The sequence below is a fragment of the Saccharothrix sp. ST-888 genome (genome assembly GCF_000955975.1).
In the GTDB taxonomy this organism is placed as follows: domain Bacteria; phylum Actinomycetota; class Actinomycetes; order Streptomycetales; family Streptomycetaceae; genus Kitasatospora.
Genome location: NZ_JYJF01000111.1, coordinates 1 through 25,455 on the forward strand (window position 1 = coordinate 1; position 25,455 = coordinate 25,455).

18 protein-coding genes are annotated in these 25,455 nt (G+C 72.5%); 6 read left to right on the top strand and 12 right to left on the bottom strand.

Annotation, left to right across the window (positions count from 1 at the left end):
- Together UK12_RS27040 and UK12_RS27045 are read left to right on the top strand one after the other, a co-directional pair.
- Positions 1-1,772, top strand: a 1,772-nt coding sequence (locus tag UK12_RS27040) for a collagenase (RefSeq protein WP_045305789.1), incomplete at its 5' end; no start/stop codon positions are given.
- A gap of 108 nt (positions 1,773-1,880) precedes the next feature.
- Complete coding sequence (locus tag UK12_RS27045) at positions 1,881-3,689, top strand: glycoside hydrolase family 36 protein (protein WP_052682183.1); 1,809 nt, start codon at positions 1,881-1,883, stop codon at positions 3,687-3,689.
- 381 nt (positions 3,690-4,070) lie between these two features.
- Here UK12_RS27045 and UK12_RS27050 read toward each other — a convergent pair whose 3' ends face one another.
- A complete protein-coding gene (locus tag UK12_RS27050; protein ID WP_156178953.1) occupies positions 4,071-6,161 on the bottom strand; it encodes a PucR family transcriptional regulator in 2,091 nt (696 codons plus the stop codon).
- 200 nt (positions 6,162-6,361) lie between these two features.
- Positions 6,362-7,855: an FAD-dependent monooxygenase gene (locus UK12_RS27055; RefSeq protein ID WP_045305790.1), complete on the bottom strand. Its 1,494-nt coding sequence runs from the start codon at positions 7,853-7,855 to the stop codon at positions 6,362-6,364.
- Between the two features lie 99 nt (positions 7,856-7,954).
- On the opposite strand from UK12_RS27055, the gene UK12_RS27060 reads away from it, so the two are divergent.
- Entirely contained in the window at positions 7,955-8,641 is a 687-nt protein-coding gene (locus UK12_RS27060; protein WP_045305791.1) for a TetR/AcrR family transcriptional regulator, read from the top strand.
- A 39-nt stretch (positions 8,642-8,680) separates the two neighbouring features.
- Here UK12_RS27060 and UK12_RS27065 read toward each other — a convergent pair whose 3' ends face one another.
- Together UK12_RS27065 and UK12_RS27070 are read right to left on the bottom strand one after the other, a co-directional pair.
- Positions 8,681-9,622, bottom strand: coding sequence for a phosphotransferase family protein (locus tag UK12_RS27065; RefSeq protein WP_082119994.1), 942 nt, complete (start codon positions 9,620-9,622; stop codon positions 8,681-8,683).
- A 159-nt stretch (positions 9,623-9,781) separates the two neighbouring features.
- A complete protein-coding gene (locus UK12_RS27070; RefSeq protein WP_045305792.1) occupies positions 9,782-12,166 on the bottom strand; it encodes an immune inhibitor A domain-containing protein in 2,385 nt (794 codons plus the stop codon).
- A 218-nt stretch (positions 12,167-12,384) separates the two neighbouring features.
- Here UK12_RS27070 and UK12_RS27075 point away from each other — a divergent pair, with 218 nt between their 5' ends.
- Entirely contained in the window at positions 12,385-13,551 is a 1,167-nt protein-coding gene (locus UK12_RS27075; RefSeq protein WP_197085200.1) for an aminotransferase class V-fold PLP-dependent enzyme, read from the top strand.
- 200 nt (positions 13,552-13,751) lie between these two features.
- Here UK12_RS27075 and UK12_RS27080 read toward each other — a convergent pair whose 3' ends face one another.
- A complete protein-coding gene (locus tag UK12_RS27080) occupies positions 13,752-14,081 on the bottom strand; it encodes an ArsR/SmtB family transcription factor (RefSeq protein ID WP_045305793.1) in 330 nt (109 codons plus the stop codon).
- A 13-nt stretch (positions 14,082-14,094) separates the two neighbouring features.
- Positions 14,095-14,472: a hypothetical protein gene (locus UK12_RS27085; RefSeq protein ID WP_045305794.1), complete on the bottom strand. Its 378-nt coding sequence runs from the start codon at positions 14,470-14,472 to the stop codon at positions 14,095-14,097.
- Positions 14,473-14,933: 461 nt separating this feature from the next.
- Here UK12_RS27085 and UK12_RS27090 point away from each other — a divergent pair, with 461 nt between their 5' ends.
- Positions 14,934-17,801 carry a DEAD/DEAH box helicase gene (locus UK12_RS27090; protein WP_231591403.1) on the top strand — a complete coding sequence of 956 codons (2,868 nt, stop codon included), beginning with the start codon at positions 14,934-14,936 and terminating at the stop codon, positions 17,799-17,801.
- 350 nt (positions 17,802-18,151) lie between these two features.
- Here the strand turns inward: UK12_RS27090 and UK12_RS27095 are convergent, their stop codons facing one another.
- The 4 genes from UK12_RS27095 to UK12_RS27110 form a co-directional block, all read right to left on the bottom strand.
- Positions 18,152-19,186, bottom strand: a complete 1,035-nt coding sequence (locus tag UK12_RS27095) for a sphingomyelin phosphodiesterase (protein WP_045305795.1) — start codon at positions 19,184-19,186, stop codon at positions 18,152-18,154.
- Positions 19,187-19,352: 166 nt separating this feature from the next.
- Positions 19,353-20,270 (bottom strand): 5'-3' exonuclease, encoded by a 918-nt coding sequence (locus UK12_RS27100; RefSeq protein ID WP_231591404.1) that lies wholly within the window; start codon positions 20,268-20,270, stop codon positions 19,353-19,355.
- Positions 20,271-20,336: 66 nt separating this feature from the next.
- On the bottom strand, positions 20,337-21,398 hold the full coding sequence (locus UK12_RS27105; protein WP_045305797.1) for a cation diffusion facilitator family transporter: 1,062 nt from the start codon (positions 21,396-21,398) through the stop codon (positions 20,337-20,339).
- A 169-nt stretch (positions 21,399-21,567) separates the two neighbouring features.
- Positions 21,568-22,305: a gamma-glutamyl-gamma-aminobutyrate hydrolase family protein gene (locus UK12_RS27110; RefSeq protein ID WP_045305798.1), complete on the bottom strand. Its 738-nt coding sequence runs from the start codon at positions 22,303-22,305 to the stop codon at positions 21,568-21,570.
- A 187-nt stretch (positions 22,306-22,492) separates the two neighbouring features.
- Between UK12_RS27110 and UK12_RS43585 the strand changes: the two genes are divergently transcribed.
- Positions 22,493-23,617 carry a DUF2510 domain-containing protein gene (locus UK12_RS43585; RefSeq protein ID WP_052682185.1) on the top strand — a complete coding sequence of 375 codons (1,125 nt, stop codon included), beginning with the start codon at positions 22,493-22,495 and terminating at the stop codon, positions 23,615-23,617.
- A 167-nt stretch (positions 23,618-23,784) separates the two neighbouring features.
- Here UK12_RS43585 and UK12_RS27120 read toward each other — a convergent pair whose 3' ends face one another.
- Together UK12_RS27120 and UK12_RS27125 are read right to left on the bottom strand one after the other, a co-directional pair.
- Positions 23,785-24,129 carry a hypothetical protein gene (locus UK12_RS27120; RefSeq protein WP_045305799.1) on the bottom strand — a complete coding sequence of 115 codons (345 nt, stop codon included), beginning with the start codon at positions 24,127-24,129 and terminating at the stop codon, positions 23,785-23,787.
- Between the two features lie 155 nt (positions 24,130-24,284).
- On the bottom strand, positions 24,285-25,455 hold a 1,171-nt coding region (locus UK12_RS27125; RefSeq protein ID WP_045305806.1), incomplete at its 5' end, for an amino acid deaminase/aldolase.

The following is a 25,455-nucleotide window of genomic DNA, read 5'->3' on the forward strand; positions in this document are numbered from 1 at the left end:
ACCACGACTGGAGCCACACCGAGATCGACGTCACCGACGCCCGGACCGCGGCCGCCATCCAGCAGGCGATCACCGCGTACGCCGCGGGCCCGCACGCCTTCGACGCTGGCGACGTGGCCGGCCACACCATGCGCGAGCTGGGCATCGTGGCCGGCAGCACCGGCCTGCGCCAGGGCAACCTCGGCCTGGTGAAGCGGATCCTGGGCGTGTTCGGCCCCGGTACCGCGCTGGCCGGCAGCAGCGCCTGGGGCGGCGCCGCGCTCTCCGCACTGAACGTCAACTACCTGGGCATCTACAACCAGGACCAGCCCTTCACGGCTGCCGTCGCCGCCGACGCCGACTACCGCGCGGTGTTCCGCTCCTTCGCGAACGCCGGATACCTCAAGGGCACCGCCAATGCCTGGCTGGCCCGCGACGCCGTCGCCGAGTACGGCCGCTTCGGCCAGATACCCCCGCTCAAGCCGGCGATAACCGCCGACCTGGGCGCGCTGCTCGACCTCACCACGTCCGCCTTCGGGCAGTTCTCCGACCCCTGGGTCAAGGTGGTCGGCTGGGCCAACACCTATGGCGTGTGCGCCCAGTTCAACGTCTGCACCGACCAGATCGAGGCCCGGCTCTTCCCGAACACCTACCGGTACGACAACGGCGCGATCGAGGTGCACACCGCCCTCGACAAGGCCACCGTCGACCAGATGTACTACGCCAGCAAGCAGGTGAAGACCCAGTACTTCCGGGTCCTGGGCACCGACGTCCCGCTCGCCGGCGACGTCAACTCCACGCTGCACATCCACCTCTACGCCTCGCGCGCCGACTACGAGGTCTACCACCCGCTGCTCACCGGCATGGGCACCAACAACGGCGGCATCTACATCGAGAACGGCGCCACCTTCTACACCTACCAGCGCCGGGTGCCGCAGGACTCCACCCTCACCCTGGAGGAGCTGTTCCGGCACGAGTACACCCACTACCTCAACGGCCGCTGGGCGGTGCCCGGTTACTTCGGCGACGACCGCTGGTACCACGACGACATGACCACCGCGATGGACGAGGGAACGGCCGAGTTCTTCGACGGCTCCACCCGGGACCAGGGCATCCTGGTCCGAAAGTCGCTGGTCGCCAAACTGGCCCAGGACGAGGCGGCGGGCATCCCCCGGATGACGGTCAGGGAACTCATCCACGCCAAGTACGGCGACACCCCGGCGTTCCACTTCTACAACTACGCCGGGACGTTCTTCGAGTTCCTCTGGCAGAAGCACCCCTCGCTGATCCGCGAGATGTACGGCTACCAGCGGGCCGACGACCCGGCGGGCTTCGAGGGATGGCGGAACAAGGTCTCCGACGACGCCGCGCTGAACGCCGAGTACAGCGCCTTCCTGGACGCCCAGATCAAGAACCTGGCCAACCTGTACGTCCCCAGCACCTCCTTCACCGCCAACGGCTCGCTGAAGTACGCCCTGCCGTCCGAGGTGCAGCGGGCCTTCGCCAAGGCGACCGGCGCAAGGCCCGGCTGCAAGGACAATGGGGACTGGAACAACAAGCCGATGCGCTTCGTCTGCACCGGCCGGGTCACCGCCAACCTCGCCGATGCCGGTAACCCGGACCAGGTGTTCAAGGACATGTCCGACACGGTCGACTACTTCATCCTCCAGCGGACGAAGGGCGTCGCCAACAACCTGGACGACATGAACTGCTACTTCGGCAAGGTCGAGCCCTGGAGCAACGGCCGGGCCGGGACCGCCGACTACACCTGCGAGGGCCCGCTCCGCCGGTGACACAGCCCCCGGTCGGGCCGCGGCGGAGAGCCGTCCGACGGGCCGCGCCCGACCGGGCCCACCCTTCCTGCTCCGTTCCCCGTTCCGCTGAGATGAGGACGTCACCCCGTGAGCCAGCACCCGACCCCGCCCAGCTGGGACGGCAGCGCCCCCGCGTCCGGGCGCACCGAGACCACCCGGGAAGTGGACACCGGGCTGGACGTACCGGGGCTGCGAGTGCGGGCGACGGCCGTCGGCGGGCGGTCGATCGCCGTCACCGCGACCGCACAGGAGACGCCCGGGGTCGTTCTCCTCCAGGTCCGTGGCGGCGAGCCGGACAGCGGAGCGCCGCTGCGGGTCAGGGTCGAGTGGCGGCTCCCGTGCACCGGGGCGAGCGCGTACTGGACCCCGGACACCGGTCCGCGCTGGCTGCCGCCGTCCTGGCTGGCGCCCCGGACCGCCTCGCTGTCCAAGGGTGCGCCGGTGGGCAGCCTGGTCGGCGGCAGCACCGCGCTCTGCACCTTCGCGGTCGGCGAGGTGGTGCGGCCGGTCGCCATCGGCGAGGGGGTGGTGGAGGAGAGCGGCGAGTTCAGCTGGTGGGTCGAGCGCGAGGGGCCGGAGCTCGCACTCCGGCTCGACCTGACACATCGTCACTTCGCCGACACCGTACGGGACTGCTCGTCCTGGTGGGCCGGCCGACTGCCCGAAGTCACCGTCCCGGACGCCGCGTTCGAACCGGTCTTCTGCACCTGGTACGCGCTGCACCTGGCGATGGACGCCGCCGAGGTCGAGCGGCTCGCCGCACTGGCCCGGCCGCTCGGGTTCCGCTCACTGATCGTGGACGACGGCTGGCAGACCGACGAGTCCACCCGCTCCTACGCCACCACCGGTGACTGGCGGCCGGCCCCGATCGGGTTCCCCGACTTCGCCGCCCACGTCGCCCGGGTCCGCTCCCTCGGCCTCAACTACCTGCTCTGGCACGCCCTTCCGTTCGTCGGCGACCGCAGCACCGCCGCCGCCGAGCTCGCCGGACACGCGCTCTGCCACCTGCCGCAGCTGGAGACCTCGGTGGCCGACCCGCGCAGCGCCACCGTGCGGAGGCACCAGGTCGAGCGGCTCGCCGCGGCGGTCGAGCGGTACGGGGTGGACGGCCTGAAGATCGACTTCATCGACACCTTCGCCCGCCCGGCCGCCACCGGGGGCTCGCCGGAGGCCGACCGCGCGACGGTGGCGGAGGGAGTGCACCGGCTGCTCGCCGCGCTGGACCGGCGGCTGCGCGCCGCCCGCCCCGACGTGCTGGTCGAGCACCGGCAGGACTACATCAGCCCGGCCCTCCGTCCGTTCGCCACCATGGTCCGGGCCGCCGACTGTCCGCACAGCCCTGCCGAGAACCGCAGCCGGATCGCCGACCTCCGGCTCACCGCGGGACCGCTGGCCGTCCACGCCGACCCGCTGACCTGGCACCCCGAGGAGCAGCCCGAACAGATCGCCGTCCTGCTGCTGTCCGCGCTCTTCGCCACCCCGCAGGTCTCGGTGGACCTCGGCGCCCAGCGGCCCGAGCAGCTGGCCGTGCTGCGGTTCTGGCTCGCCGTCCTGGGCGAGCACGTCGATCTGCTGCAACGCGGCGGCTTCCGTCCGCACCGGCCCGATTCCGGCTATCCGCTGATCGAGGCCCGGCGCGGCCCGGCACTCGCCTTCGGCCGGTACGCGCCCGTCCCGGTACCGGTCACCGGCGACTGGTCGCTGCTGCTGGTGGCCAACGCGGACCCCGACACCCTGGTCCGCCTCACCTTCGACCGCCCGCCGGGCCGCCTGGCCGCCCTGGTCCAGGACTGCCGGGGCGACACCGTCGGCCGGTCGGAACCGCAGCCCGACGCGGGGGAGTTGGCGCTGCGGGTGCCCTTGGGCGGGCTGCTGACCCTGCGGGTGCTCCCGTAGGTCCGGTACGTGCGGGGTGGCGCCTGATCCGGTGCGCGGTCCACCCGGCCGGCCCGATGGCGATGCACTCGACCCGGGCCGGAGGGTGGGGGACCGCCGGCCCGGGCCGGCCCGTGGCCCACCAGGTGCGCCACGCGATCCGGCGATCGGGCGGCACCTGGTGGGCACCCTTGCCACCAGGCGGGGTCGGCGACCGAAGTCGCAGCAGCAGCGGGTCACCCGCCTGGTGTGCTGAGACCGGCCGCCCCCCGCGCGGCCGATGCGGCGACTCTAGGGCGGATGCCCCGTCCGGCGGTACCGCACCGGTGCACGGTTGAACGGCCGCGAACCGTCACCGGTGCACGGTCCACCGCTGTGACATGGTGCGACTCGACGACCGCGTCAGGCCGGAGGTGACGCCTCCGCCGGACCAGGGCTGTCCGGGAGGCCGGCCGGCTCCGCGAACTCCAGCTCGCCCAGGACGGCGAAGGCCAGCGCCGTCTCGTACACCCCGCCGCCGCCCGAGAGCAGTTGACGCTGCAGCAGCCGCTCCGCGCTGCGCAGGTGTTCGCGCACGGTCTGCGGGTGCAGGTCGAGCTGTCGGGCGGTCCGCTCCACACTCGCGTCGGCGGCCAGCCAGGTCAGCAGTGTGCCGCGCAGATCGCGGCCGTCCTCGGCGAGGCGCCGCAGCAGGGCCTCGGACCAGGTCCGGGCGCCCGCGCCGGAGAGGACGTCCACGAGCCGCACGGGCCGCTGCGGATCCGGGCTGGGTGAGGTGCGGCAGAGCCCGTCCGGACCGGCCACCGAGCAGGCCTGCAGAGCCAGGTGGAGCACTGCCCGCCCGCGCAGCCCGCCGAGGTCCAGGCCGAGCAGCCCGGCGGCCCGGTCGAGGCGGGCGCGGACGGTGTTGCGGCTGACCCCGAGGATCTTCGCGGCGCTGGTCGCCGGGAACTCCAGACCGAGGTGCAGCGTGCCGAGCATCTGGTCCAGGCTCGCGTACGAGAGCGCGTGCAGCGGACGCAGCAGCCCGCCCGCCCAGACGGCCGCCGTGTCAGGGGCGAGGGCCTGGACGAGCCGGCTCTCCGCGGCGTACAGCGCCGAGCGGTCCGGTTGCAGCCGGGCCACCGCGAGGGCGCGGGCCGCGTCGCCGTACGAGCCGGCGGTCTGCGCGAGCGGGAGCGCCGCGCTGCCGCCGAGGCAGCGTTCGGGGTGGCGGGCGACGAAACCCCGCAGCGTCGTGCCCACCGCGTCCCAGCCGTTCTCGTGGCGGTTCCCATGCCGGTTCGGGGCGCCGGTCTCGGGGCCGGGAGCCGGGCCGGCTGCTGCGGTGGCCCGCCGGGGAACGGCAGGCCCGGCGTCCTTCAGCGGGGCCACGATGATCAGGTGCTGGTCGTAGGCCGGGCAGCGGACCACCAGCGCCTGTCCCTCGGTCGCCGCCGCGCACTCCTGCGCCAGCCGGTCACGCTCGGCGGCGGGACCCTCCAGGACGTACACCCGGGCGGTCTCCGCGTCCAGCAGCCCTCGGGACAGGCCCTCGGCCGTCCGCTGGGCCAGCGTCACCTCACCGCCCATCAGCAGCTGGAACACCGCCACCCGCAGCGCCGCCGCGACCTCGTCCAGCCGGTCACGGTCCGCCCCCGCCTCCCTGAGCCGGAGGATCGGCGCCAGCAGCTCGGCCGTGTGCGCGATCAGTGCACGGCTGCGGGCGTCGAAGGGCGCGGTCCGGCCGACCGCCAGGACCGGGAACGGGCGCTGTCGCCCGATCGCGGTCAGCCGGATCCGCAGTCCGCCGTCGTCGATCGAGGCCGAGGCGAGCCGCCCCTGCGCCACCTCCTCGGCCGTCCGGCGGGCACCGGCCAGCAGCTGCGGCGCCCCGGCGGGAGCGGCGACCGGCTCGGGATTGGAGCGTGTGCCGGTCAGCGTGACCGCGCCGCCGACCGTCCTGGCCAGCCAGCCGACCAGCCGTTCCGCCCGACTGTCCGGCGGGCCCTGCTCCCGTACCAGCGTGAGGAGTTGCTCCAGATCGGCGAGCTGCTCCCGGGTCTCGCGCAGCCGCTCCTCGCCGATCACCTGCGCGATCCGCAGCCAGGAAGTCCCGGCGGAGACCGTCAGCAGGACCACGCCGTACCGCGCGGCCGCCTCGGCCAGGGCGGCCGGCACCTCGCCGGGCCGCTCGGCGGGGACGGCCAGTGCCGCCGCCCGGGCAGCGGCGAACCGGCTCACGACCCGGGCCGCCCCGCGCGGCTCGGCAGCCCAGCCGCCGCCCGGCCCCAGTTCGATCCGTACCAGCTTCTCGGCGAATTCGGCGAGCTCGGCGACCTCCGTGCCGCCTCCGGAGGCCGGAACGCCGCTGGACTCCGTGACGTCTGTGACGTCTGTGACGCCCGCGACGTCCGCGAGGCTCGCGGGGTCGGCGCAGGCCGCGCCGACCACCGCCCGTCCCGCGCCGCGCTCGGCGGTACCCGCCACGAACTCCATTGCCAGCTCTGCCATCCCGGCCAGCGAACCGACTGTGGGCACTTGTCCTCCCTGTTCACCGCAACTGTCCGCGAGATCTGTCCGCCCGCTGCTACCCGAACGACTCGAACCCCCGGTGACCTGCCCCGATCGTACGGAGCCGGTCAGGTCCCGGTCAGGTCCCGGCCGGGACCTGACCTGACCACAGGTCAGGCGGGCAGAGGATCCCGGCGGTGTCAGAGCGTGCGCAGCCGGCTCAGGTAGCGCCGGACGGCCTCCACCTCCTCCGCCCGCGCCGTCAGTGCGACGTGGTTGTCCGGGCGGACCAGGACCAGCGCCTCGCCCTCGACCCCGTAAGCGCGGCGGGCGTGCCCGTCCCGGTCGTGCAGCGAACCGGGGCCCGCGTCGATCGCGAAACCCGCCACCGGGCCGTCGAGTTGCGGCGCGGGGCGGCCGAAGGAGAGCAGGGTGAAGTGGCTACCCGCGAACAGCTCGAAGAGGCGGACCGCCCGGCCCCCGTCGTCGGCCAGCGGGGCGTCCGGGGCCCGGTCGCCCGGCTGCGGTCCGCCGTCCAGGCCGTCCGCCGCCAGCGTGCTCCAGCGGTAGTGGACGGTGAGCCCGGTGGTGTCGTCGGAGCGGACCACCTCGAGGCCGACACCCGGCGTGCGGGAGCGCTCGGCGACCTCGATCATCGCGGCGGTGGTGATGTCCAAGGTCCGGGCGGCGATCGGCAGCCGCTCCTCCTGGTAGCTGTCGATCAGCCCGGGGCCGGCCTGGCCGGTGAGGACGTAGGCCAGCTTCCAGCCGAGGTTCCAGGCGTCCTGGATACCGGTGTTCATCCCGAGACCGCCCGCGATCGGCTGGACGTGCGCGGCGTCCCCGGCGAGCAGCACCCGGCCGACCCGGTAGCGCTCCGCCATCCGGACGTTGACCCGCCAGGTGGAGAGCCAACTGGTGCTGCGCACCCGCAGGTCGGTGCGGCTGGTGTGCAGGGTGACGATGCGCTGGAAGCTCTCCAGCGAGGGCTCGACCACCCGCCCGTCCCGGTCCAGTTCGGGGTTGGCCTGGAACTGCCAGCTGTCACTGCCCTCGAACGGGTAGAGCAGCAGGGCACCCTTCGCGCCGAACCACTGGTGCCAGTAGCCGGGCTCCAGCCCCTCCAGTTCGACGTCGCCGACGACCATCGCGGTCTCCGGATCACTGGACCCCTGGAAGGCGAGGCCGAGCCGCTTGCGGACCGTGCTGCGCCCGCCGTCGCAGCCCACCAGGTAGTCCGCGACGATCACCTCGCCGCTCGCGAGCCGGGCGGTGACGCTCTCCTCGCCCTGCTCGAACTCGGCCAGCTCGCTGCCGAGTTCGACCTCGATCCGGTACCCGGCGAGGACCTCCCGCAGCGCCTGCTCCACCCTGGTCTGCGGGAGGAACAGGCCGCGCTCGTACGGGACGTCGGGCGTCGGGTGGACGCCCTCGTGGGGATCGGTGTCGGTGACGAACTCGCCGTCGAAGTACTTGCGGAACACCTCGCGGCTGCGCCCCGACCCCGCCAGCCGCTCGGCGACGCCGAGATCGGCCAGCACCTCCAGGCTGCGCGGGTTGAGCCCCTTGCCGCGAGAGCCGGTCTGGAACCCCGGCGACCTCTCGATGATCCGGACGCCGACCCCCTGCCTGGCCAGACTGCACGCCAGTGTGAGGCCGGTCGGCCCGGCCCCCACGATCAGCACGGTGGACATGGCTGCTGCTCCCTCCCCGAAACGTTGGTGCATCCATCAGAACGCAACCGAGGCAAATATGCAACTCGGTAAAAAATATTCCGGGGTTATGATGTCCGTATGAACGAGCTCGGAGGTCTGCGGACCCTCAAGAAGGAACGCACCCGCCAGGCCATCGCCGACGCCGCGATCAGGCTCTTCCTGGCCAACGGGTTCGAGAAGGTCTCGGTGGCCGAGATCGCGGCGGCGGCCGAGGTCTCCAAGCCCACGCTGTTCCGGTACTTCGCCAGCAAGGAGGAGTTGGTCCTGCACCGGATCGCCGACCACCGGGGCGAGGCGGGCCGAGTGGTCCGGGCCCGGGCGGCCGGGGAGTCCCCGCTGGCGGCCCTGCGGCGGCACTTCCTCGACCTGCTGGCCGACCGCGACCCGATCACCGGCCTGTGCGCGCTTCCCGAGGTGCTGGCCTTCCGCCGACTGGTGTACGAGACGCCCAGTCTCTCCTCGCACCTGCTCGACTACGTCGCCGCCGACACCGAGGCGCTGGCCGGGGCGCTGGCCGAGACGGCCGGCGCGGCGGGCGGCCAGGAGGGCAACGGGGCGGGCGAGGAGGCGGGCGGCGGAGTGCCGGGGCTGACGGCTCGGCTGGTGGCGGCCCAGTACCTCGCCGCGCACCAGACCCTGGCCTACGCCAACTGGGCCCGGGTGGCCGCCGGTACGCCGCTGCCCGAGGCCGCCGTCCAGGCGGTCGCCGACGCCGAGACGGCCTTCGCCCTGCTCGGCTCGGGTGCGGCGGCCTACGGCTACTGAGCCGGGTCCGGTCGGGCTCCCCGGCTGCGGTGCTCCGCCTCAGCTGTACCGCTCCAGCACGGTGGCGAGGTAGTGCTCCAGCCGGTGTTGCAGCACCTCGGGGGTCAGGTCGGCCCGGCCGAGTTCGCGCCAGGGGACGGCGACCTTCTCCGCGTCCGGGGCGAAGGCCAGGGCGTCCAGCAGCCGCCAGTACCGCTGGTGTCCGCCCAACTGCCCGCCGGCCGCCCGGTACTCGTGCTCCAGCTCCGCTGCCGCGTCGACGCCGTGCAGCAGCGCGAGCGCGGTGGAGCAGTGGGCGAGGTCCAACTCGGCCGGGCCCCAGGAGGTTTCGACCCAGTCCACCACGCCGCTGATCCGCAGCCCGCCCTCGCCCGCGCCCGTGCCGCCGTTCCCGCCCGTGAACAGCACGTTCCCCGGATGGAAGTCCCGGTGCAGGAAACAGCCCCGGAACGGGGGAGCGGGCTGCCGGATCGCCTCGACCGCCTGCCGCCACAGCTCCGGCCGGCCGGTCGCCGTCGGTACCCGGACCGACTCGGGACTCGTCCACGCCTGGTAGGCGCGCGGCCTGGTCTCCGCAGTGACGGGAGTGCGGTGGATCCGCACCAACTGACGGGCCAGCAGCGGGATCCGGGCGGCCGCCGAGTCCTCCGCCAGCCGTACCGAGCCCGGCAGCAGCGTCATCAGCAGGGAGGGGTGGTCGCAGTGCTCGCCGGCGGGGTCCACCGCCACCAGCCGGGCCGCCGGGACGGGCCGGTCGGCAGGCGGGTCGGCGGGCCGGTCGAGCAGGCGCAGCACCCCGGCCTCCCGGCGCAGCAGCCCGTCCGCGTGCTTGCGGTAGAACGGCCGGACGAACGAGCGCAGCACCAGCGTCCGTTCTCCGCCGGGGCCGTGCAGGTGGATCCGGCGCATGGTCGAGGTCCATCCGCCGGCCAGCCGTTCGGCGCCGAGGATCTCCTCGCCGGGTTCCAGGTGCTGCCGCACCCAGCTGAGGGTACGGTTCCAGGGCTCGGTCAACTCTGTCCTCACAGTCCTGCGTGATGGCGAAATGCCCCGGTCCCGCCGCGCGTTGGGCGACGGGACCAGGGCACCATTCAACAGGCCGGGGATCCGGGCCGGCCGGCCGGGGTCAGGAGGCTCGGGTCAGGAGGCCGGGCCGACCCGGACGGTGGTCAGCAGGCCGCCCCGGGTCTCGCGGACCACCTCGATCGTGGTGTTGGTGTCGGGGACGTGCACGCCGAGCTGCGGGGTGGCCGGGTCGGTGTAGACGCCGGTGTGGTCGTTGAAGACCGGGACGGCCGGCTCGCTGGTGACGGTGCTGGCGATGCCCCCCTTGTGCAGGTCGAAGGCGGTGGTGGGCTGCCGCGAGAAGGTCGCGTCGAAGGTCTGGGCGCGGGCGTTGACCAGGCTGCCGTCGCCGAAGCGGATCGGCTTCGGGTGGGCGTCGATCGGCAGGATCAGGCCGCCGCCCAGGTGGTCCTGGGTGTTGTTGTCGCTGTAGGCGGTGTCCCAGAGCCAGATCAGCACCCCCTCCTGGTAGGGGTAGGTGTCGATGACGTCCTGCTTGCCCGCGACGCCGCTGAAGCCGAAGTTGTACGGACCGGTCTTCAGGAAGGCGCCGTAGCCGACGTAGCGGCGGTTCTCCACCAGGTACGCCCGGGGGTGGTCCTTGACCGCGTCCTTCCCGGTGACGATGGTGAAGCCGGAGGCCGTCCAGCCCTGGTTGCCGTGCTCCGCGCCGTCGGCGAAGAGCTGCTCGCCGCCCGCGCTGATCCGCACCGCGTCGACCAGGACGCCCTTGCCGTGGGTGTTGCCGTCCGAGGTGACGTGGAAGCGCAGCCGGACCTGGCTGCCGAGGTAGGCGTCCAGCGGAATGTGCAGCTGCACCCACTTGCCCGAAGTGCCGCTGAGGCCAGGGGTGTTGGCGGTGGTGTTGCCGATCGGCGCGCCGTCCACGGTGCCGCCCAGCGGCTTCCAGGTCCGGCCCTGGTCGGTGGAGGCTTCGACGGTGAGGAAGTCGTAGTCCTGCTCGGTGTCGTACCAGGCCGCCGCATCCAGTGCGGCGGTGCCGGTCCTGCCGGTCAGGTCCACCGTGCGGGCAAGGGAGTTGTCGAGGTTGTCGCCGGTGTCGCTCCACCACTGCGAGCCGCCCTCGGCGGGGTCGGCGAGCTCGGTGGTGGTCCGGCTCGGGGGCAGATGGACGAGCACCGCCTGCGCCTGGTCGGTGTTGTAGCTGCTGACGCCGAGGGCGTGCGAGGAGCGGGTCGCGGCCTGCGCCTCGTCGTAGTTGAGCCAGCCGAACTGGAGTTTGCTCCAGGCGTCCAGGTCGCCGGGATAGGCGCCGGTGGTGTTCCGGCCCTTGCCCAGGTACGAGCCGGAGGACATCAGCGACCAGAAGTTGACGCCGTTGTCGCCGCCGGTGGTCGGATACAGGTCGGGCAGGCCGAGGTTGTGGCCGTACTCGTGGGAGAACAGGCCGACGCCGCTGTTCTCGCCCGCCTGGAGGTAGTCGTAGACGTAGAGGCCGGTGTCGCCGACCGGGACGCCGCCGATCCGGTCGCCGGTCGGCCCGGTCCGGCCGGTCGGGTCGGGGAAGGCCCAACTCCGGTGCGCCCACAGGGCGTCGGAGCCCTGGGCGCCGCCGCCCCAGGTCTCGTCCACGCCCGCGTGCACCACGATCACGTTGTCGAGGTAGCCGTCGGGCTGGTCGAAGTTGCCGTCCTTGTTGTGGTTGTAGCGGTCCTGGACGTCGTACTGGGCCAGTTGCGCCTTGATGTCGGCGACCGAGCGGCCCTTGGCGATCTCGCCGTCGTACCAGGCCTTGACCGCGTCGCGGACGAACTCCTGCGCCTGCGTCCACGCGCCGCTGCCCTGCGGGCCCTTGTTGCTGCCGTACCGCGCCTCGTTGTACGGGACGGTGACCCAGTCGCTGACCGTGCCGTCGACGTCGTACCGGCCCGAGGACTGGATGCGGTAGTAGTTGCGCAGGGAGACCGCGCCGGGTGTGTCGTCGAAGAACATCTTCTGGTAGTAGGCGCGGTCGAAGTCCTTGGTCCAGAGCGTGTGGGTGTCGCTGCCGGTGGGCTTCGGGATCAGGTTGTGCCGGGGTCCCGGGGTGCCGCCGTAGCGCACCTGGCCGTTGTAGAGCGTGGTGTTGTCGACCTGGTCGCCGAACTGCGCGAGGATGACGAAGACCTTGTCCTTGCGCTGCTGGGCGAGTTGGACGTAGTCGTTGCCGACCTTCACCTTGGCCGGGGCGAGGCCCTCGGAAGTCCTGGCCACGGTGCCCTGGTTGAGCTGCTCCAGTGCCTTGGCGCGCAGCGCCTGGCGCTCGCGCTCCTGCGGGACCAGCGGGGGCTGCGGCCCTTCACGGCCGTCGGTCTCCTGATGGTCCGTCAACGAGGGGCGGGCGGCGGCATGAGTGCTTACGGTCTGCGTGGTTGCTGCCTGGGCGGGGGCGCCGAGGAGGGTGGCGGCTATGGCGCCGGTGGTCAGCGCAGCCGCGAGGGCTGCGGACAGTCTGCGCAACTGACCGGTCCTTTCCGGACGGGGAGTTGAGGGAAGGGGCGGTTGCTGGTGAGCGGCGCAGGTAATATTTCACATGTCATCGTTCACATGGAAGAGTGCGGGAGGGCTCGTATCGGTGGGATCAGTCGGTGGGATCACCGGTGCGCCCGGGTATGACTACCGCGCCGACCGCGAGCACGTGGCACATCGTCAGTGGCAACAGTGGAGTTGGTGAAGCCGTGACCGAGGTACCGCCCGTCCCGATGCCGGGAGTCAAGGACCTGTTCAGCCTCGACCCGGCCGTCGCCCACCTCAACCACGGCTCGTACGGGGCCGTGCCGTTGCCCGTCCAGCGGGCCCAGGCGCGGCTGCGGGTCGAACAGGAGCAGGACCCGGACGGCTTCTTCGGCGGACTGCCCGACCGGATCGGCGGCGCCCGCGCCCGGATCGCCACCGCGCTCGGCGCCCACCCCGACCGGCTGGCGCTGCTCACCAACGTCACCGAGGGCATCGCCGTGGTCCTCGACTCGGTCCCGCTCGCCGAGGGCGACGAGATCCTGGTCACCGACCACGGCTACGGCGCCGTCGTCCGGGCCGCGGAACGCCGCGCCGCCGAGACCGGGGCCAAGGTGTGCACCGCCCGGATCCCACTCGGGACCCCGGACGCGGACGGCGTGGCCGAACACGTGCTGGCCGCCGTCGGCGACCGCACCAGGATCGCCGTGCTCGACCTGGTCACCTCGCCCACCGCCCGCGAGATCGCCGGCCCAAGGCTGCTCGCCGCGCTGGCCGAACGCGGGATCGTCACCGTGGTGGACGCCGCGCACGCGCCCGGCCAGCTCCCGGTGGACCTCGGCGGCGCGGCGGGCGGTGCGGACTTCTGGGTGGGCAATCTGCACAAGTGGGCCTTCACCCCGCGCGCCACCGCCGTCCTGGCGGCCCGCCCCCCGTGGCTGGAGCGGATCCGGCCGCTGGTGCTCTCCTGGGAGCACGACCGGGGGTTCCCGGGCCACGTCGAGTGGCGCGGCACCTGTGACTACACCCCCTGGCTGGCCGCCCCGGCCGGGTTCGCGCTGCTACAACGGCTCGGTGCCGAGCGGGTGCGCGCCCACAACGAGGTCCTCGCCGCCTACGGCAGCCGCCTGCTGGCGGAACGGGCCGGGCTGCGCGAGCTGCCGGTGATGCCGGGCCTGGCCATGCGCGCGGTACGGCTGCCACCCGGCTGCGCCGAGACCGAACAGGGCGTCAGGGAGCTGATGGCGTCGGTCCGGGAGCACCTGGACGCCAGGGTGGCGGTGCGTCCGTGGCCGGGCGGCGGGGTGCTGCGGATCAGCGCCCAGGTCTACAACTGCGCCGGGGAGTACCGCCGGCTGGCGGACGGGATCGGCGCACTGCTGCGCACCTGACGGCCGCCGCCCCGTGCTTCAGGGAAGGGCAGCTACCCGCATGCTTCCCAATCGGGAGTAGCTTCCCCTGTGGCAAGGTCACCCCGACCGGATTCTGACTGGCCGGATTCTGATCGTGCCCGACGAGGCGGGCCGACGCGGAGCCGGGCCGCGCGGCCCTGTGGCGCGGGGTCGGTGGGGCCGGGCGGTGCCTCGGCGGCTCAGTCCGCCGCGCGGAGCTCGGCGAGCAGGGTGCCCTGGTCGGCGAGCAGTTCGGTGAGGATCCGCCGGGCCGCCCGCAGCAGCTCGGCCACGTCCGCCCCGGCGAGGGCGTACACCACCGTGGAGCCCTCCCGGGTGGCCGTCACCAGCCCGTAGCGGCGCAGCTGGGCGAGCTGCTGGGAGAGGTTGGACGGTTCGATGTCCAGCATCGCCAGCAGGTCGCGGACCGGCATCGGACCGGCCTGGAGCAGTTCCAGTACCCGGATCCGGACCGGGTGGCCGAGCATCCGGAAGAACTCGGCCTTGGCTTGGTGCAGCGGTACCGGCACGCGGTGCTCCTCCTCAGATCTCGAGTCCGGACTCGATCCGCCGCAGCTGGTGCCTGGCCATCGCCAGGTTGGACCGGCTGCGGCTGAGCGCCAGGTAGAGGAACAGGCCCCGGCCGGTGGCGGTGGTGAGCGGCCTGACCAGGTGGTACTGGCTGGTCAGGCTGATCAGGATGTCCTCGATCTCGTTGTCGTGCAGGCCGAGCATCTCCATCGTCCGCATCTTGGCGCGGACCAGGTCGGTGTTCCCGGCGGCGGCCACGTTGAGGTCGAGCTCGGCGCCGCCGTCGCCGAGCGTGCCGAGGGCCATGCCGCTGCCGTAGTCGACCAGTGCCACACCGATCGCGCCGTCGATGGTCATGGCTTCCTTGAGTGCGCTGTCCAGACTGCTCATGGCGGTTCCTCCCGTTGCGGACGAGCCCGCTCCTCTTGTCGGTGGGCTCGGAGGTCCGACTGTAGGGAGCGGCCCCCGGAGGCACGGCGAATGACCGGAAGCGATCGAATACGACCGAAACAAGCCGGAATCACTGTGCGAAGTCGACTGATTGAAGACATCTGCAACTTCGAATTCGATTGATCGGTGACTCCCCGCGCATGTCCGCTCGCAGCGGGTCGCGCGGCGCTCCGCCGAGATGCGGCGGTGGAAAACAGTGCTATCGATGACACTCCCGACGGGTAATCTCAGGCTGAGATGCTCGATCACCACATCAACCACACCCGCTGCGCCCCGCCGCCGCCCCAGGTCGGCCCGGCCCCGCAGCCGCAGGCGTCGCCGTCTGCACCCCCGTCCCGCCCGTACGGGCCCCACCGGCCCCACGGGACGAAGCAGTCCCACGGGAAGAAGAGGTGACGCAGATGAACAGCGCCATGCCCCCGCACTCGGACACCCCGCCCGCGGACACCGAGCAGCTCAGCCCCGCCGAGGCGTACGCGGCCTTCCGCCGCCGCGCCAAGGAGCAGGCCACCGCCCTCCACGGGTTCCAGCAGCTGTACGACTTCCCGCTCGACCCCTTCCAGATCGAGGCCTGCCAGGCCCTGGAGGAGGGCACCGGCGTCCTGGTCGCCGCCCCGACCGGCTCCGGCAAGACCATCGTCGGCGAGTTCGCCGTCCACCTGGCCCTGCGGGCCGGCCGCAAGTGCTTCTACACCACGCCGATCAAGGCCCTGTCGAACCAGAAGTTCGGCGACCTGGTCAAGCGCTACGGCGCCGCCAAGGTCGGCCTGCTCACCGGCGACAACTCCGTCAACGGTGACGCGCCGATCGTGGTGATGACCACCGAGGTGCTGCGCAACATGCTCTACGCGGGCTCGCAGACCCTCGACGGCCTCGGCTACGTGGTCATGGACGAGGTGCACTACCTCGCCGACCGCTTCCGCGGCGCCGTCTGGGAAGAGGTGATCATCCACCTCCCCGAGTCCGTCACCCTGGTCTCGCTCTCCGCCACCGTCTCCAACGCCGAGGAGTTCGGCGACTGGCTGGACACCGTGCGCGGCGGCACCAAGGTCATCGTCTCCGAGCACCGCCCCGTGCCGCTCTGGCAGCACGTCATGGCCGGCAACCGGATGTACGACCTGTTCGCCAACCCGGACCGCGACGGCCGCCCCAAGGACGCCCCGCGCAACCCGGCCAAGGCCGTCAACCCCGAACTCGTCCGCCTCGCCCGTTCCGAGCAGGACCGCAACCCGCGCGACCGGTTCGCCCGGGGCCGCGGCCGCTCGATGCCGAACGGCCGCCCCGGCCGGGTCTGGACCCCGGGCCGGGTGGACGTCATCGAGCGGCTGGACGCCGAGGGCCTGCTGCCCGCGATCACCTTCATCTTCAGCCGGGCCGGCTGCGAGGCCGCCGTCAACCAGTGCCTCACCTCCGGGCTCCGCCTCAACCGCGAGGGCGACCGGGCCCGGGTCCGGGAGATCGTCGAGGAGCGCTGCGCCGACATCCCCGACGAGGACCTGCACGTCCTCGGCTACTTCGAGTGGCTCGACGGCCTGGAGCGCGGCATCGCCGCCCACCACGCCGGCATGCTGCCGAGGTTCAAGGAGGTCGTCGAGGAGCTCTTCGTCAAGGGCCTGGTCAAGGCGGTCTTCGCCACCGAGACGCTCGCGCTCGGCATCAACATGCCCGCCCGCTCGGTGGTCATGGAGAAGCTGGTCAAGTGGAACGGCGAGACCCACGCCGACATCACCCCCGGCGAGTACACCCAGCTCACCGGCCGGGCCGGGCGGCGCGGCATCGACGTCGAGGGCCACGCCGTGGTGCTCTGGCAGCGCGGCATCGACCCGGAGGCACTCGCGGGCCTCGCCGGCACCCGCACCTACCCGCTGAAGTCCTCCTTCCGCCCCTCCTACAACATGGCCGTCAACCTGGTCGGCCAGTTCGGACGGCACCGCTCGCGCGAGCTGCTGGAGACCTCCTTCGCGCAGTTCCAGGCCGACCGCTCGGTGGTCGGCATCGCCCGCCAGGTCCAGCGCAACGAGGAGGGGCTGGACGGCTACCGCGAGTCGATGACCTGTCACCTCGGTGACTTCGAGGAGTACATGGGCCTGCGCCGGGCCCTCAAGGACCGCGAGAACGAGCTCTCCCGCGAGGGCACCAGCCAGCGCCGGGCCGCCGCCATCGAGGCGATCGAGCAGCTCAGGCCGGGCGACGTCATCCACGTGCCGACCGGCAAGTTCGCCGGGCTCGCCCTGGTCCTCGACCCCGGCCTGCCCCCGGTCAGCCGCTCGCCGCGCACCAGCCGCCACCCCGACTACCAGGACGGCCCCCGTCCGGTGGTGCTCACCGCCGAGCGGCAGGTCAAGCGGCTCGCGATGATCGACTTCCCGTACCCGGTCACCGCCGTCGAGCGGATGAAGATCCCCAAGTCCTTCAACGCGCGCAGCCCGCAGTCCCGGCGCGACCTCGCCTCCGCGCTGCGCACCAAGGCCGGCCACCTGGAGCCCGAGCGGTTCCGCAAGGGCCGCGCCGCAGCCGCCGACGACCCCGAGATCACCCGGCTGCGCACCGAGCTGCGCCAGCACCCCTGCCACGGCTGCGACGAGCGCGAGGACCACGCCCGCTGGTCCGAGCGCTACCACCGCCTGCACCGCGACACCGAGCTCCTGGGGCGCAAGATGCGCTCCCGCACCCACACCATCGCCCGCACCTTCGACCGGGTCTGCGGCCTGCTCACCGACCTCGGCTACCTCAGCGGCGACACCGTCACCGCTGACGGCAAGCGCCTCGGCCGCCTCTACGGCGAACTCGACCTGCTCGCCTCCGAGTGCATCCGCGAGGGCGTCTGGAAGGACCTCGGTGCCGCCGAACTCGCCGCCTGCGCCTCGGCGTTGGTGTACGAGGCCCGGCAGGCCGACGACGCGATGGCCCCCCGGGTCCCCGAGGGGAACACCAAGGAGGCGCTCGGCCGCATGATCCGGATCTGGGGCCACCTGGACGCCCTGGAGGAGCAGCACCGGATCAACACCGACGAGGGCGTCGGCCAGCGCGAACCCGACCTGGGCTTCGCCTGGGTCGCCTACCGCTGGGCGCTCGGCCACAACCTGGACTCGGTGCTCCGCGACGCCGACATGCCGGCCGGCGACTTCGTCCGCTGGACCAAGCAGCTGATCGACGTGCTCGGCCAGATCCAGGACGCGGCGGGCGAGGACGTCCAGCTGCGCACCACCGCCCGCAAGGCGGTCGACGGGCTGCGGCGCGGCATCATCGCCTACTCGTCCGTGGGCTGACGGCCCGCTCACCCCGGCTTCGCCCCGCCGGCCCGTCCGGCGGGGCGAAACCGTACGGCGGCCCGCCCCGGCGGCTGCTCGGCCGACTCCCCGGCGTTCGTTCTCGGCCGGTGGACGGACATTCCGGTCCGGAATTCCCCGGCCGCCGTCCCGGTCGCCGATTTCTCCGCCCGGCGCGAGGCGCGGCGCTACTGTCGTGGGCCGGAATTTCCCGATCCGCCGTCCGGGCGCATTTCGCGGACCGGGCGGAAACCGCCCGTACGGGTGTTGCTTTCCTGCGAATGGACGCGGCGCAGTACCCCGACGGCCCCCGGGCACGGGTCCCGGGGGCCGGAGCGGATCGCGATGGCTCAGTTCAGCTGGAAGACGGCCTCGACCGGGTAGTGGTCGCTCGGCGAGTTGGTGTCCAGCTGGCCGGCGGTCCAGCCAGCCTGCGGGTCGAAGTCGACCTGGACGTTCGGCAGGGCGAGCGGGGTCGGGCGGCCGGGGGCGTTGAGGTAGCCGAGGTAGTCGAGGTCGTCCCGGTAGTCCTTCGGGAAGGTCTCCACGCCCGACATGTACTGGCACCAGGCGGAGACCGAGCAGTCCATGGTGTTCCAGGTCCGGTTCGGGTCGGTGGCCGGGGTGCCGAGGACACCGCCCGCCGCGTCCTGGGCGTTGGCGAAGTCGCCGCGCGACTGGCCGTGCTGGTACTCCACGTTGAGGTCCCCGCCGATCAGCACGGGCGCGGTGGTGCCCGCGATGCCGTTCACCCAGGAGCGGATCTCGGAGAGCTGGCCGAGCCGGGTGGACTGGGTGGTGTCGGTGGAGACGTCCGACTCGTCGGCCTGCAGGTGGGTGCCGACCACCCAGCTCTTGACGCCACCCTTGGCGACCTGGACCAGTGCCGCGCCCTTGTTGGCGTGGTAGTCCCAGGTGCCGTAGGTGGAGTTGCTGAAGACGTGCGCGTACTGGGCGGTGATCGGGTACTTCGACAGGATCATCGTCCCGCCGTTGATCACGAAGAGGGAGCTGGAGCAGTTCCCGCTGATGCCGGTCCAGCCGCCGCCCGAGCAGGTCTGGCCGACCACCGGGGTGCGGTACGGGTAGAGGTCCGCCAGCTTGCGGGTGATGTCGGCGGTCGAGGTGTTGTTGAAGTTCTCGTCCAGGATCACCACGTCGGCGTTGTGCTTGCGCACGATCGACTCGATCACCGGGGTCCGCCGGGCGGCCTGCTCGTTCTGCGTGCTGTCCACGATCGGGGTGCCGAGGTCGACGTTCCAGGCGAACACCGAGAGGGTCGTGCCGGTGTCGGCGGCGGCCGCCTGGTTGGTGGCGGTGGTGCCGAGCAGCATGGCCGCGGCCGCCAGGGAGGTGAGCGTGGCGGCCGAACGACGCGAGATCATGCGTTCTCCTGAGGGTGGGTCAACCCCGGGCCCGCGACCGCCGGTGCGGCCGCGGGCATGACAGGGGGAGACGCTAGCTACTCGCGGGTACCGGCAGGGGAACGCCAACCGATCATTCTGTGGCGGAAACGTGTCTGGCCAACTCCACCGCTCCGGAGTGGACAACTCACCTGGCGAGTACGGTGAGCAGCCGCTCCAGCGAACCGCCCAGACCCCAGCGGGCGGAGAGCTCCTCCAGCGTCATCGGGTCCAGCGGCTCGCGCGGCAGCGCCGCGTCGACGTCCGGCACCGGGACGTCGACGGCCACCTGCACCACCTTCGGTGCGACGTCCAGGTAGGCCGAGCCCTCCAGCAGGTTCCGCCGCCGGGCCGGGGTCAGCCGCGAGGCCGGGTCCAGTGCCGCAGCCCGGACCCCGGTCAGATCGCCGTACTCCTTCAGCAGCTGCGCGGCCGTCTTCTCGCCGACGCCCTTCACGCCCGGCAGCCCGTCGCTCGGGTCGCCCCGCAGTGCGGCGAGGTCGGCGTAGGAGGCGCCGGTGACGCCGTACTTCTCCAGCAGCACCGCGTCGTCCGTCCGCTGCGCGGAGCCGACGCCCTTCACCGGGTAGAGGACGGTGATCTCCCGTGCGTCGTCCACCAGTTGGAACAGGTCGCGGTCGCCGGTGACGATCTCCACCGGGCCCCGGGCGCGGGCGGTGAGGGTGCCGATCACGTCGTCCGCCTCGTAGCCGGGGACCCCGATCCGGGCGATGCCGAGCGCGTCCAGCACCTGCTCGATCACCGGTACCTGCGGCGCGAGGGTGTCCGGGATCTCCTCCTCGCCCTCGGCGGACTCCTCGGCCATCCGGTGGGTCTTGTAGGAGGGGATGAGGTCCACCCGCCACTGCGGCCGCCAGTCGGCGTCCATGCAGGCGACCAGGTGGTCGGGGCGGTGGTCCTGGACCAGGCGGGCGATGAAGTCGAGCAGCCCGCGAACGGCGTTCACGGGCTGCCCGTCGGGGGACTTCACCGACTCCGGCACGCCGAAGTAGGCACGGAAGTAGAGGCTCGCCGTGTCGAGCAGCATCAGTCGCGGTGCGGTCACCCTGCAGATCATGCCGTACCGCTCGGACGAACCAGGGTGCGCCAGGGCGACCGGCCGCCGGGTGCGTCAGTGCTCGTGCGGACCGCTGCGGTGGACCGGTCCGTGCGAGTCGGCGCAGTGGTCGGCCGCGATCTCGCCGGGGGCCGGCGAGATCTGCAGCAGCTCCTGCGAGGCGTCCTCGCCGACGTGGTCGACCTGGAGCGTGGCGTGGGTGATCCGGTAGTCCTCGCGCAGCCGGCGCTGGAGCTCGCGGCGGACGGCGTGGCAGTCGCCGCCGGGGGTGACCAGGATGTGCGCGGAGAGGGCGGGCTGTCCGGAGGTGATCTCCCAGATGTGCAGGTCGTGGATCTCCTCGACCTGGGGGGACGTCACCAGCTGGTCGGCGATGGCATCGGGGTCGATCCCGGCGGGCGCGGCCTCCAGGAAGATCCGGGCGGAGTCGCGGACCAGGCCGACACCCGCCTTCAGCATCAGCGCGACCACGATCAGCGAGGCGATGGCGTCCGCCTGGCGGAAGCCGGTGAGCAGCACCACCGCCCCGGCCACGGCGGTCGCGATGAACGCGTACAGATCGGTGAGGACGTGCTGGAAGGCGCCCTCCACGTTGAGCGAGGAGCGGTTGGCCTTCGACATGCACCAGGCCGCCGCGATGTTGACCACGATCCCGACCAGCGCGGTGACCAGCACCAGCGAGCCGGCCACCTCGGGCGGTGCGATCAGCCGCCGGATCGCCTCGTACCCCAGCCAGGCGGACAGCACCAGCAGGGTGATGCCGTTGACCTGGGCGGAGAGGATCTCGGCCCGCTTGAGCCCATAGGTGTAGCCGCCCCGGGCGGGGCGGGCGGCAAGCCGCATCGCGACCAGGGCCAGCACGATCGAGGCGGCGTCGGTCAGCATGTGGGCCGCGTCCGAGATCAGTGCCAGCGAGCCGGCGGCGAAGCCGACCACCACCTCGCCCGCCATGAAGACGACGATCAGCGTCAGCGCGCTGACCAGCCAGCGGCGGTCGGCATCCGCGGCGACCCCGTGCGAGTGGCCGCCGTGACCCGAGTGCGAATGGCCGTGGCCGGCGTGCGAATGGCGGTGGTCGTCGTGCGCGTGGTCGTGGTCGTGGTCGTGCGCGGCCATCGAAGTCCTCTCCCGAACGCTCATGAGCCAGGGGGCCGCCGTCGGCCCGCACACGAAGTGAACCCCAGATCGGAGGAAGATCCAAAGGCTGCACTGGTGACCGTTGTCGTTCCCGTTGACGCAACTGTTTCCGCAGGTCAGCGGCCTGGTGGTGATCTGCGGGGCGAAGTCACTCGGCGAGCGGCACCAACTCGCCGGACCGCCTTCGGGCCCGGGCCACCACTGCGGCGCCGACCAGGGCCTGCAACACCCGCAGGTCCTCGCCCTGTTCGGGGTGCCACTGCACCCCGAGGGTGAAGCCACCCCCTTCGACGGCCTCGACGGTGCCGTCCTCGGCGTACGCGGAGACCGTCAACCCGGCGCCCAGCCGGTCCACCGCCTGGTGGTGGTAGGTCGGGACGGACACCGTGCTCTCCGGCAACAGCCCGGCGAGCAGCGTCCCCGGCACCGGCCGTACCGCGTGCCGCCCGTAGCCCTGTGAGGTGCCCAGGTGCTCCTCGACGTGGTCCAGGTGCTGGATCAGCGTGCCGCCCCGGGCCACGTTCAGCAGCTGCATGCCCCGGCAGATGCCCAGCAGGGGCAGTCGGGCCGCCAGGGCGGCGTGCAGCAGGGCCAGCTCCCAGGCGTCGCGCTCCGGTGCGACGGCGCGGGTTCTCGGGTGCGGCCGGGCGTCGTAGTAGGCGGGGTGGAGGTCGGGGCCGCCGGAGACCACCAGGGCGTCCAGGCGGGTCAGCGCCTCGGGGGCGCGCTGCGGCGAGTCCGGAGGGAGGAGGAAGGCGACTCCGCCGGAGGTCTGGACCATCGCGGGGTAGCGGGCGGAGAGCAGGACGGCGCGCTGCCTGTCCCAGCTGTCCCAGATCGCCTCGGTGAGGTGGGTGGTGATGCCGATCACGGGCCTGGTCGTCATAACCGGATTCTCCAGCTCCGGATGCTGACCCGCAGTCAGCGGTGGGCTGTCCGGCCGCTGCTGGGAGTAGGGTCCGATATGCCATTCGTGGCGTTCCGTCGATTTCTCATCGGAATCTCATCGGAAAATCTCAGAATCGACGCTCTGCTGATATCGCACTTATCCGGAACCGTTTAGATTCTTCAGCGTGAGCGAGCAGATTCCCGCCGGGTGGTACCCGGACCCGCAGGACGTCACCAGCGATCCCCGGCCCGAGCGCTGGTGGGACGGCCGGGGCTGGACGGCCACCACCCGTCCGGCGGCCGCCACCCCGTCCCAGTCGCAGCCCGGCGAGCAGCCGGGAGCCCCGGCGGATCAGCAGGTGCTGGTCGGTGAGGTGCTGTCCGGCGGCCCGACGGTTCACTACCCCGAGCTGCCGCCGGCCGGCGCCGAGTACGGGAGCGGGTTCGGCACCACCCCGCCGCGCGCCCGCAGGAAACCGCCGAAGGCGGTGGTGATCGCCGCGACCGTGGCGGCGCTCGCCGGTCTGGCCGTCGGCTCGGGCGTCACGTACCTGCTGACGGACCACGGGTCGAGCTCGACCACGGCGCAGCCGAACAGGGGCAAGCAGGGCAAGCGCTTCGGCGGCCCCGGGTTGAACGGCGGCGGTGCGAACGGCGGTGGTGCGAACGGCGGCTCCAACGACGGCAGCGGTGGCCTCGGCGGTGGCGGCGGGTCCAACGGCGGTGGTTCGAACGGTGGCGGTGGCGGCCTCGGCGGTGGCGGCGGGTCCAACGGCAGCGGATCGGTCGGCGGTGCCGCCGTGGACATGGTCAACGGCATCAGCATCCCGGTCCCGTCCGGCTGGACCGGCAGCACCACCAGCGACGGCTTCGCCGGGCTCACCGTCGGCTCGTACACCTGTGCCGACGGCAAGAACAACTGCTCCCTCGGTGGCGTGACCACCGGCCACCTGGACGGTACCGACCCCAAGGCGGCCGCCGAGCAGGACATCGCCACCGCCGCCAAGGACTCGTACGGCGCGATCAAGGGCCACCAGGAGCTGAAGTCCGGCGCCGTCACGGTGAACGGGCGCAGCGGCTACCTGGTCCGCTGGAAGGTGTCCGCACCGCAGGGCAACGACGGCTACGTGGAGAGCGTGGCCTTCCCCAGCGCCGACGGCAAGTCCCTGGTCTCGGTCCACCTCGGCTTCGACGTCGCCGACAAGGCCCCGTCCGTGGACCAGATGGACTCCATCGTCAGCAGCATCACCACCTTCACCGGAAGCCTCGGCAGCCTCGGCGGCGGAGCGACCGGGGGAAGCAGCACCTGACCCCGCGGCCTCGGTACGCGGTGCCGGTCATGCGGCACCCAGGGCGCGGAGAACCACCTGAGCGACCCGGCACACCCTCGCGGAGTGCCGGGTCGCGGCGTTCCCGCACCCTTGAACACGGACGGTCCCCGACGGCCCGGCACCGAGCGAACCCGCGCCGGGAAGAGTCAGGAGTTTCCAGGATTCTGATGGGTGGTCAGGTGGTCGATCCGGCCGCTCTGCACCACGGTACCGTTGAAGGTGCCGCCGTTGATGACGTTGCTGATCGAGCCCCGATCCGCCGCCGGGCCGAACTCGGCCAGCAGGTCGCGGAGTTCCTCGGCCGCCTCGGGATCGGCGGCCAGCGCCCGGCGCAGCCGGCGGGCCCACTCGGCGGCGGCGGCCGTACCGTCCCCGGTCGAGCGGAGGTCCTCGCGGACCTCGTCCAGCTCCTCGGCGATCTCCGTCGCCCGGTCGCGCCCGAACAGCGCCGCGAAGCGGCCGCGCGCCTGCGTCCACAGCTCGGTCGCCATCAGCCCGACCAGCGTCGTGGCTCCCGATGTCGCCAGTGCCGCGATCTCGGCCTCCCCCGGCCACCCCCTCGGTCCCAGAGTGCTCGCCAGCCTAGGACACCCCGTCGAGGGCTGTCCCCGGAACGCCGAGGTACTGCCCCGGACCGGCCCGGCGCTCAGAGGAAGGTCCGTCCCTCTCCCCGGTACGTCGGGACCGTCCGCACCACCCGGTCCCCCTCGACCAGGTGCAACTCCGCGAAGCGTTCGCACAGTTCGCCCGCCTTGGCGTGCCGGAACCAGACCCGGTCGCCGAGCAGCAGATCGTCCGCCGCCGAACCCAGCAGCGGGGTCTGCACCTCGCCCGCGCCCTCCTGCGGGTCGTACCGGAGCCCCTCGGGCAGGTACGGGACGGGGGAGCGGTCCGCGCCCGCCGCACCCGAGGCCGGGTAGCCGCCGCCGAGCACCGTCACCACCCCCACGCCGGGCCGCCGGACCACCGGCTGGGCGAAGAGCGCGGCCGGACGGCCCCGGAAGGAGCGGTAGTTGTCGAAGAGCCGCGGCACGTACAGCCCGGACCCGGCGGCCACCTCGGTGACGGCCCGTTCGCGCACCGTGGACTCGACGCTCCCGGTGCCGCCGCCGTTCACGAACTCCAGCTCCGCCACCTCTCGCAGCCGCCGCACCGTCTCCGCCCGCCGCCTTGCCAGCTCGGTCCGCGCCTTCGCCTGCATCAGCTGGATCGTCCGGGAATGCAGCGGCCGCCCCTGGATCCGGTCACCGACCCCTGCCACGTGCCCCTCGTACGCCATCAGCCCGACCACCCGGAAACCCCGGCGCTGCTGGACCAGTTCGGCGAAGGCGCCGAGCGCCTGCGGGGTGCGCAGCGGAGAGCGCCGGGCGCCGATCCGGACCCGGCCGCCGAGCAGGTGCAGCGCGGTGTCCAGCTCCAGGCAGACCCGCACCTCCTCGGTGCCCTCGCGGGCGGCGTCGATCAGATCCAGCTGCGCCGGGTCGTCGAGGACGACCGTCACGGCGGCGGCCAGCTTGGGATCACTGGTCAGCAGGCCGAAGTTGGCCCGGTCCGCCGACGGATAGGCGAGCAGGACGTCGTCGAAACCGGCCCCGGCCAGCCAGACCGACTCGGCCAGCGTGAAGCTCATGATCCCGGCGAACCCCTCGACGGCCAACACCCTTTCCAGCAGGGCCCGGCAGCGCACCGACTTGCTCGCCACCCGGACCGGCTTCCCGCCCGCGCGGCGCACCAGATCGGCGGCGTTGGCGTCGAAGGCGGACAGATCGACGATGGCCAACGGCGCATCGAGGTGCGCAGTGGCCCGGTCGTAGCGG